Below are 9,258 nucleotides of genomic sequence, written 5' to 3' on the forward strand. Positions count from 1 at the left end.
GGCGACGACGGCCGCCGCGGCCGCGGCCGCGGCAGGCTCGTGCACCCCGCGGCGCAGGGCCGCCACCAACCAGTCGCGCGCCGCCTCCGGCGTGAGCGCATCGAGATCGCCCATGTGCACCGGGTCTTGCGCCGGGCCCATCCACATCCGCTCCTCGACCGTCCCTGGCGCGAACAGGTCACGGATGCGCTGGAGCAACACCGCCGGCCGCACCTCCTTGCCGTCCGCGTCCGCGAGCGGGTAGGTGATCCACAGACCGCGGCTTGCCCGGGTGAGCACGGTGTACACCACGAACCGCTCCGCCAACTGGATGTCTTCCGTCAGCGGGCCGAGCGGCTGGCCGAAGAGCAGCGCGAACTGCGCCCGCTCGTCGTCGTGGATCAATCCCTGCGGATGGACGCGCCGGGGCAGGCGGCCGTCCGTCGCCCCCATCACGAACACGTACTTGGCTTCCCAACCCCCGGCGCGGCGGTAGTCGGTGACCAAGACGTGGTTCAAGCCCGCGGGGATGGTGGCGAGCGTCCCTTCCGTCAGGCCGCGGCGCAGGCACTCGACGAGAAACCCGCGCGGCACGGGATCCTCCCCTGCCGTCAGCGCCAGGTCGTCCAACAAGGCCAACAGCCGCTGCCACGCCTGCTCGTGCAGCGAAGCCTCCAGCGGGTTGTGCGATCCGCTTTCGTCCACGACCGCCTGCGCCACCCGGGCCTTGGCGCCGACCGCGCAGAGGGCGTCCCACACCGCCTGCGCCAATGCGCGCGCGGGCATGACGGAGGGCGCCAGGGCGGCGGCAAAAGGGACAAGGTAGGACGCAATGGACCGCCGCAACGCGTCCGCGCGCGCATCGTCCGCCGCCGCCCGCTCCGCCGCGGCGGGATCGGACGCCTCGTCACGGGCGAACGACCAAGGCGCAGGCGCGGCCCAAGCCGCCACACCTTCCACCTCGTACCGCTTGAGGTACGCGTCGAGCCAATCGGCGTCGGCGCGCGACAGCCCGCAGAAGTCGGAGCGGAGCACGCGCAACACCGAGGAAAGCGACAGCGACTCCTCCGCAGCCTGCACGAGTGCGAGCACGAACCGGGCCAAAGGGTGGGTGGCAAGGGACGGGAAGTCGTCGATGTCGGCCGGGATCCCGTAGCGCGCGAAACACTCGCGCAGGTAGGGCGCGTAATCGGAGACATGGGGCACAAGAACCCCGATGTCGCGATAGGCCGCTTCCCCGCGCCGGACCAAACGGTGGATGGCGCGCGCCACGCCCTCCGCTTCGGCCCGCGGATGAACGGCGGCCGCCAGCGCGATGCCGTCCCCCGCCGGACGCTCCGGCGGCAGCGCCGCGCCGATGGCGAAGCGCTCCAGATGGGCCAAACCCGGCGCGAGAAAACGCCGGCCGGGCGCGAAGGTGCGCACCTTGACCGCAAGCCCCATTTCCTTGGCCAGCGCCACCCCGGCGCGGAACCACCGCAACACCTGCGGCGCGAACACCTCGTCCGGGTGCGGGTGTTGCGCCAAAATTTCGGCGAGCGAAGCGGTGGGCCCGCGCAGCGTTTGCGGCAGTCCGGCCGCCGCCAGCAGGGCGGCGTGCGGTGGATCCGCCTCCGCCGCGTCACCCGGAGCCTCGCCGACAGAAGCGAGCCACGCCGGGTCTATCGGCACCGCCACCACCACGCGCGCCGCCTGCCGGGCCGCCTGCCACAAAAGACGCATCTGCATCGGCGCCATGTCCGCAAACCCGTCCACGTAGATCTGCGCGCCGGCGAGCACTTGGCGTTGGCTGAGCACGTCCGCCGCCAGCGCCACGGCCGCCAGCGGATCGTACAAGTCCCGGTCGGCGAGCGCACGCTGGTAATGGAGGTACAGCCGGCAGATGTCCCGCAACTTGCCGACGAGCGAACGGGAGCTGACCCCTGTGCGGCCGCGCGCGCCCTCCACCCGCGCGGCCGCCGACTCGAGCAGAGCTTCCACGGCGTCCGCGGCGACGCCGTACTCCGCCCACTCGGCGAACACGGCCAATATCTCGTCGAGAAACGGAATGGTGGGCGTTTCCCGTTGTAAGGCGGCGAGCGAAGGCGCCACCTGGTGATACACCGTGGCCAGCAGCAGGCGCCGCCCGGTCTGGGTCACGGGCCGGGCCGCCGGGTGGACCATCCGCCAGATGCGATCCGCCATCCGCTCGATGGACAGCACCTCAGCCCGGACCGTCGCCGCAACCCGGCTGAGCAGCCGGCGTTCCGCCGCGTACGTGTGCTCGCCCGGCACCACCCACCAGACCGGCGGGCCGAGCGGTCGCTCTGCCACCGCCGCGGCGACGGCGGCCGCCATCTCCTCCGACTTGCCGCTCCCGGCGCGGCCGAGCCAAAACTCCAGTACGGCCAATGACAACGCCCTCCCCCAGCTTGGCAGCGTGCACCCGCTGTCTTGCGCTTGGTTTCGGCACGCATCTTACGCTCCATTTCGACACGCCGTCCGGAGATCCTGTCACGCATCCCGGGGGCTGGGCGCATACCCAGCACCTGACCCCGCCGCTGGGCATATGTCGGTAGAGAGATGCCCAAAAGCATCCGCGAAAGGGGTCGGACCGTATATGCACGCAGGAACCGCTTCGGCGCCCGCCCGGCTGCAGACGCCTTCGGCCACGCGCATTCTCGTGGCCTCCGGCCTGGGCCTCCTGTTTGACGCCATGGATGTGAGCCTCATCTCGTTCGTCCTGGTGGTGCTTGGCAAGGAATGGAGCCTCTCCCCGGTATGGAGCGGGGTGCTCGGGAGCATGGGATTTGCCGGCATGGCGGTCGGATCGGCATTGGCGGGGTTACTTGCCGATCACTTCGGCCGCCGGCGGGTGTTCATCTGGACGCTGCTCGTCTACAGCATCGCCACCGGCCTGACCGCATTCGCGCCGGGGGTCGCCATCTTCCTGGTGCTGCGCTTTTTGGTCGGCTTGGGACTCGGCGGCGAACTGCCGGTCGCGACGACGTACGTGAACGAATCGTCGCCCGACGCGGTCCGCGGCCGCCGGGTGGTGTTGCTCGAAGCGTTTTGGGCGGGCGGTTCCCTGGTGGCCGCCATCCTCTCGCGCATCGTCATCCCGTCCATCGGATGGCGGTACGTGTTTCTGTTCGGCGCCCTGCCCGCCTTGTACGCCATCGTGATCCGGTATGCGCTGCCCGAGACGCCGAAGTTCTCCCAGGTCATGCGCAAGGCGCACATGCGCACCGCGTTGCGCACGCTCTTCGCCCGGCCGTTTCTCCGCGCCACGGCGGTGACGTGGGTCCTGTGGTTCATCATGAACTTCTGTTACTACGGCATCTCCCTGTGGCTGCCGTCCTTGCTCGCCAAGCAAGGTTATTCGGTCGTCACGAGCCTGAGTTACGTGCTCATCATGATCCTGGCCCAGATCCCAGGCTACCTGACGGCAGCCTGGCTCGTGGAGCGGTGGGGCCGGAAGAAGACGCTTGTCAGCGCGATGCTCTTGACCGCGTTCGCCGCCGTCGGCTTCGGTTTTGCCCCTTCCACCGCCTGGCTCATCGTCTTCGGCCTCTTGGTCAACTACTTTATGCTGGCGGCGTTCGCCGGCACGTACGTGTTCACCGTCGAGCAGTTCCCGGTGCGCGCGCGGGCGTCCGGCATCGGCTGGGCGTCCGGATTCGGGCGGATTGCCGGGATCATCGCCCCGTCGTTCGTCGGGCTGTTGGTGGCCGCGCACGCCACCTTCGCGGCCATCTTTCTCTGCTTCTGCTGCGCCATGCTGGTCGGGTTCGCGGTGGTCGCCTGGGCTGGCCGCGAGACGAAGGGAAGGCTGGTGGACTGACCCGGCACCTCTGGTCCCGGGCCGCCGCGCATACGGCGGGAGGTGCAAACATGCGGCGGGCGGATGCCGTCGCGGCAACGGCCGTGCCGAGGAGGTAATCCTCACGGCACGGCCGCGTTCCGCCAAGTCACCCGGCCAAGCGGAGCCCGCGCAACACGTGGCGCAACAAACCTTCCATCTCCGCCGTCGTCTCCGCCTGGTTGATGGCCTCCCGGATTTGCGCAGCCCCGGGGAGGCCTTTCAAGTACCACCCGGCGTGCTTGCGCATCTCGCGCACGCCGATGTATTCCCCTTTGTACTCCACCAACAGGTGCAGGTGGCGGATGGCCACCTCGACCCGCTCCGCGGGCGTCGGCGGCGGCAGCTTCTCTCCGGTGCGGAGGTAGTGGGCAATCTCCCGGAAGATCCAAGGGTTGCCGAGCGCCGCGCGGCCGACCATCACGGCGTCGCAGCCCGTCTCCTCCAGCATCCGCTTCGCATCCTCGGGTGACGCCACGTCGCCGTTGCCGATGACCGGAATGCGGACAGCCTCCTTCACCCGCCGGATGATGTCCCAGTCGGCCCGGCCGCTGTACATCTGCTTCGCAGTGCGGCCGTGCACCGCCACCGCCCGCGCGCCCGCCTCCTCGACCGCCAGCGCGACCTCGACCGCATTGACGTGATCGTCATCCCAGCCTTTGCGGAACTTGACCGTCACCGGCTTGTTCACCCGCGCGACGACCGCGCGGACAATCTCCGCTGCGTACTCCGGGTTGCGGGCCAGGGCGGCGCCCGATCCGTTTTTATAAATCTTCAACACCGGGCAGCCCATGTTGATGTCGATGAGGTCGGCGTTGGTCTCGCCCACCATCTCGGCCGCCATGACCATCGAATCCTTGTCATACCCGACCAGTTGCAGGCTGACCGGGTGTTCGTCCGGGAGGATGGTCAACATGCGCAGGCTCTTCTCGTTCCCGTGCACCAGCGCCTTGTCGCTGACCATCTCCGCACAGACCATCCCGGCCCCCATCTCCTTCGCCAACCGGCGGAACGGCGGATTGCACACCCCTGCCATCGGGGCGAGGATGACCGGGTTGTCCAACTTGACCCCTGCGATCTCGACCACGAGCATCCCCCCATCCAACTTCCATCTTCAGGCGGTGTCGCGCCGCCCGGATGCAGCCTGGATGGGATCCAGCTTAGCAGGAGATGACCCGGGCCGCAAATGACCATGCGCTACCTACCGCTGTGCCATCCCGGCGGTGAGAAACAGGTCGACCAGCCACCAGACGCCGACGATGAACAACAGCAGATGGCCGATGAACACCGGAAACAGGATGCACCCGATGACCGTGCAGGCCAGTATCACCACCCCGCTGGTCACGCGCCCGCAATACATGCGATGGATGCCCAAATACCCGAGGAAAAACCACAGCACGTACGCCAAGGCCACGGACCGCTGCATGCCATCGCCCCCCGGGCGGCGGGCGGCCGCAGGTCTGTCCGTCCGCGCCCCGCCGCATTCGATCTCTGCCCCATCGTATGGCGGGACGGCTTGTTTGTATGAAGCCGCGGCCCCCCCGCGCGGCGGGATCGCGTCATCCGCTCGTCACGCGGCAAGGGGGCTGCGCCGCGCGGCAAGGGGGCTGCGCCGCGCGGCCGCCGCGCCCGCGGTCTGAAGCGGGTCAGACCAGAACCGCAGGGCGCCCTTCCCACGCCAGCTTGAGCAGCCGCTGTGTCTCGCGGTACATCAGGCTTTTGCGCGGTGCGCCGAGCACCACCGAGACCCGCACCCGGCCGTGCTGGCGGACGGCAAACGCGAGGCAATACATCGCCTTCGACGTGTACCCCGTCTTGCCGCCGATGACCTCCCCGTACGGGAAGCGTTCGAGATAGATCAAGCGGTTGCCGTTCGCAAACCGGTGTCCTGCGATGGTGTACGTCTTGGTCTGCATCGCGCGTACGATGGCCGGGTGCCGCACCGCCTCGGCGAGAATGAGGGCGATGTCGCGCGCGGTGGAGCGGTGGTCGTCGTCGTGGAGGCCGTTCGGCGTCACGAAATGCGTACGGGTACAGCCGATGAGGCGCGCCTTGAGGTTCATCATGCGGGCAAACCCCGCCTGCGATCCGCCGATGGTCTCCGCCACGGCGTACGCGACGTCGTTGGCGCTCTTCATCAAGATGGCGTGCAGCGCGTCCTCCGCCGTGATGGTCGTCCCGGGCGGCAGGCCAAGGCGCACCCGCGCCTCCCGCGCCGCCCGTGCGCTCAGGTAGACGGGGGTATCCGGGTGGGTGTATTCGTCGAGGAGAATGGCGGTGACGAGCTTCGTGGTGCTCGCCGGATAGAGGGGCAGATCTGCGTTTTTTTCGTACAACAGGCGGTGGGAACCGGCGTCCAGCACCACCGCCGCGCGGGCCTGGATCGCGACCCGCTCCGTGCGCCGTTCGTCTGCGTGGACCGGGGTGCACTGCAGGGACATCGCGGCGGCCGACATCCACAACACCCACATGGTCCACCGCCGTCTCGCCGCCGTCTTGCCGCGCATGGAAACACCCCTTCACGTTACGGAATCAGGCAACAGCCATAACGTGAGCGCGGCTCGCCATCTTTATTCCGTCCCCGGCGCTTCCGGCTCCGGGCGGACCAGGATCCGCTTCGCCACCTGCTCGTCGAGCGGAATCCGCTCGCCGCCCACCTCAATCAGCACCCCTGCCTCGTACGGGCTCTGATGGGGCAACACCGTGAGCCGGGCCTCCGGGACGATGCCCGTGCGGTGCAAAAACCTAAGCAGGTCGAGGTCCTCCTCGGCCAATTCCAGAATGCGCACCACGCGCACGACGGCCGACGGTTCGACGCGCACGAGCGGCATCCCGGCCGGTTGCTGCCGTCCCTCTCCCGGGATGACGTTGCCGTGCGGACAGGTCGTCGGATAGCCGAGCTTCGCGAACAGCCGTTCCTCCACCAAGGGTGAGACCGCGTGCTCCAAACGGGTGGCTTCCACGTGGGCGTCGGCCCAATCGAGCCCCAGGACGTCGGTCAGCCACCGCTCCAACAGGCGGTGCCTGCGGATGGCCGCCTCGGCCTGCTCCCGTCCCTTGTCGGTCAGACGGATCTCGCGGTTCTCCGTCTGCGTGACGTAACCGGACTGCACCATCCGCTGCACCGTCTGCGTCACCGTCGGCCGGGAGACCCCAAGATAATCCGCGACCCGGGAGGGGGAAACCACCTCCCCTTCCGTATCCAGAATGTAAATGGCTTCTAAATATCGTTCCATGCCTTGCGTCGCTGGCACGTTCTCACTCCCTCACGGGCCGCTCACGCGAGCGTGAAGGCGCCCCATTCTGTACCGCCGAACACCATGCGCACGCGCTGCCCGGGCGCCAAGGGGCCGACGCCGGCGGGGGTACCGGTGAACAACAGGTCGCCGGCCGCGAGGCCGAAGTGTTGTGCGACGTGATCGGCGAGAGTCTGCAAAGAAAACACCATCTCCTGCGCCCGCCCCGCCTGACGCCGCACGCCGTCCACCCACAGTTCGAACGGCGTCGCCGCAATCCGCTCCCAGTCGAGGGCGGCGTACACGTCCGTGATCACGGCCGACCCTCGGAACGACTTTGCAAACTCCCATGGTTGTCCCGCGGCCTTGAGCTGTTGTTGCGCGGCGCGATCCGTCAGGTCCAACCCGAGCGCCACGCCGCCCGCCGCCATCTGAAACGGCCGCCCCGGAGTATGGGCCGCGGTGAACCACAGCACGAGCTCCAGTTCGTGCTGGATTTCGCCGCGGCCGGGCGGCAACGCCACCCGCCCGGCCGCCGGGACGACCGCATGGGTAAATTTTCCGAAGATGAGCGGCGCTTCCGGCAGCGCGTTGCCGAGTTCCTGCGCGTGTTCACGGTAATTGCGGCCGACGCAAAACACGTTTTTCACCTGGGCCGCCACCTCGCCGGCGCGCCACCGAAGCGGGCCTGTCCCGCAGTTCGCCAATGCCCCTCGCCCCTTTCCTGCTCACCGTCCGCGCTGCGGACGGCGGCGCACCTCCATGAACAGGCTCCACGCGAACGCGGCCAGCAAACAGGCGAGAAACACCCAACCGGCAGCCGCCGGCCGGTGCATGGCGGACGTCCATCCGAACAGAATGAGGATGCTCGCCACGGCGCCGCCGGCGAGCCAGGCGTCGTCGACCAAAAGCCCCCACAGCACCTTCCACACCCGCATGCCGCTTCCCCCTTCCCGTCATCCGCTCGCCGCGCGCGCCCGGCGCAGCAACCCGACAGCACACCCAGACGCGGCGAGATACACCGCCAACAGCACCAACACCGACACGTCGCTGTGCCACCACGTTGCACCGGCACCCTCACCGACCCAGAGCGTGCCGAAGCTGCTCAGCATGACGCCGACGATGAACTTCACGGTGTTCTCCGGAACAAACTGCAGCGGTTTGCGCAGAAGAACCCCTGCCAGCACCACCGCCGCTACCGCCGCGATCCCGCCTGCCACCGCGCTGCCCATCGCCCGCCCGGTCAGGCCCATCGTCAGGATGATGAAAGCGGCTTCCAATCCCTCGAGAAAGACACCGTTCCAGGCAGTCGCCACACCGAACACATCCCAGGCGCCCCGGCGGACGCTTTGCCGTTCTTGCCGCGCGATCTCCTTTGCGTACGCCTCGTCCTCATCGTGCAGCGCCTTGTATCCCGCGTAGCGCAATACCGCTTTGCGCAACCAACGCAAACCGAACAACAACAGGAAGCCCCCGAGCACCACCTGCATGACGGCGAGCGGCACGTAGGCCAAAAGCAGCGGCCCGAACACCCCTATCAACACCGCGAGGCAGAACAGCGCGAGCAGGGTCCCCGCCATGGCGTTGCGCCAGCCTTTGACCACGCCGACCGCCAACACGATGGTCAGCGCTTCCACAAATTCCACCGCCGTGCCGAGGAAACTGCCAAGGAACACGTACCCGTTCACCGCGTGTTTCTCCTCCCCTGGCGCGCCCGGCTCACCGCCCGCGCCGGGCCTTGTTCGCCCTGCATCCTTCACACCGCATCCTTCACCCCGCGCCCTGCAGAACATCCTGCAGCGCGGCCGCCGTCGCGTCGGCAAGCCAAAGCGCGGCATGACGGGCCATGTCCTCCCGGCTGGCGCCCGCGGGCGTGGCGGCGACAAAGCGTTGGACGCCCAGTTCGGCCAGCGTCTCGTGCCCCGGCCCCAACGCGCCCGAGATGACCCAGCACGGCGCGCCGGCTGCGCGGGCGAGCGTCGCCACCCACGCCGGCACTTTGCCGGCCCGCGACTGTCCATCCGTACGCCCCTCGCCCGTGAGGACCAGGTCGGCGCCGTGCACTGCGGACGCAAGCCCCGTCACCTCCGCCAGCCAACGCGCGCCCGCGACAAACTCGGCCCCGGCCAGCAGGTACAGCGGCAACCCAGCCCCGCCCGCCGCGCCAAGGCCCGGCACGGCGCGCACGTCCTCGGCGGCGCG

At 68.7% G+C, this 9,258-nt stretch carries 10 protein-coding genes; 1 reads left to right on the forward strand and 9 read right to left on the reverse strand.

What is annotated here, in order from left to right:
* Positions 1–2,370 (reverse strand): PD-(D/E)XK nuclease family protein (locus IEX97_RS12400; protein WP_188883420.1); only part of this gene is annotated, 2,370 nt, incomplete at its 3' end.
* A gap of 208 nt (positions 2,371–2,578) precedes the next feature.
* Here IEX97_RS12400 and IEX97_RS12405 point away from each other — a divergent pair.
* Positions 2,579–3,802: an MFS transporter gene (locus tag IEX97_RS12405; RefSeq protein ID WP_188883421.1), complete on the forward strand. Its 1,224-nt coding sequence runs from the start codon at positions 2,579–2,581 to the stop codon at positions 3,800–3,802.
* A gap of 127 nt (positions 3,803–3,929) precedes the next feature.
* Here the strand turns inward: IEX97_RS12405 and dusB are convergent, their stop codons facing one another.
* The 8 genes from dusB to IEX97_RS12445 all read right to left on the reverse strand — a co-directional run.
* Positions 3,930–4,913 (reverse strand): tRNA dihydrouridine synthase DusB, encoded by a 984-nt coding sequence (dusB, locus tag IEX97_RS12410; protein WP_188883422.1) that lies wholly within the window; start codon positions 4,911–4,913, stop codon positions 3,930–3,932.
* Positions 4,914–5,021: 108 nt separating this feature from the next.
* The gene (locus IEX97_RS12415; protein WP_188883423.1) at positions 5,022–5,246 is read right to left on the reverse strand and encodes a TM2 domain-containing protein; all 225 of its coding nucleotides are present in this window, start codon (positions 5,244–5,246) and stop codon (positions 5,022–5,024) included.
* A 220-nt stretch (positions 5,247–5,466) separates the two neighbouring features.
* Complete coding sequence (locus IEX97_RS12420; protein ID WP_188883424.1) at positions 5,467–6,327, reverse strand: D-alanyl-D-alanine carboxypeptidase family protein; 861 nt, start codon at positions 6,325–6,327, stop codon at positions 5,467–5,469.
* 63 nt (positions 6,328–6,390) lie between these two features.
* Complete coding sequence (locus IEX97_RS12425) at positions 6,391–7,074, reverse strand: metal-dependent transcriptional regulator (RefSeq protein WP_229776893.1); 684 nt, start codon at positions 7,072–7,074, stop codon at positions 6,391–6,393.
* Between the two features lie 23 nt (positions 7,075–7,097).
* Complete coding sequence (locus IEX97_RS12430) at positions 7,098–7,706, reverse strand: fumarylacetoacetate hydrolase family protein (RefSeq protein ID WP_229776894.1); 609 nt, start codon at positions 7,704–7,706, stop codon at positions 7,098–7,100.
* Positions 7,707–7,784: 78 nt separating this feature from the next.
* The gene (locus IEX97_RS12435; RefSeq protein WP_188883425.1) at positions 7,785–7,994 is read right to left on the reverse strand and encodes a hypothetical protein; all 210 of its coding nucleotides are present in this window, start codon (positions 7,992–7,994) and stop codon (positions 7,785–7,787) included.
* A gap of 18 nt (positions 7,995–8,012) precedes the next feature.
* A complete protein-coding gene (locus IEX97_RS12440) occupies positions 8,013–8,816 on the reverse strand; it encodes a COG4280 domain-containing protein (RefSeq protein ID WP_229776895.1) in 804 nt (267 codons plus the stop codon).
* A 10-nt stretch (positions 8,817–8,826) separates the two neighbouring features.
* Positions 8,827–9,258: glycerate kinase (locus tag IEX97_RS12445; protein WP_188883427.1), on the reverse strand; the 432-nt coding region annotated here is incomplete at its 5' end.

Source organism: Paenalicyclobacillus cellulosilyticus (assembly GCF_014647315.1).
Classification (GTDB): Bacteria; Bacillota; Bacilli; order Alicyclobacillales; family Alicyclobacillaceae; genus Alicyclobacillus_J; species Alicyclobacillus_J cellulosilyticus.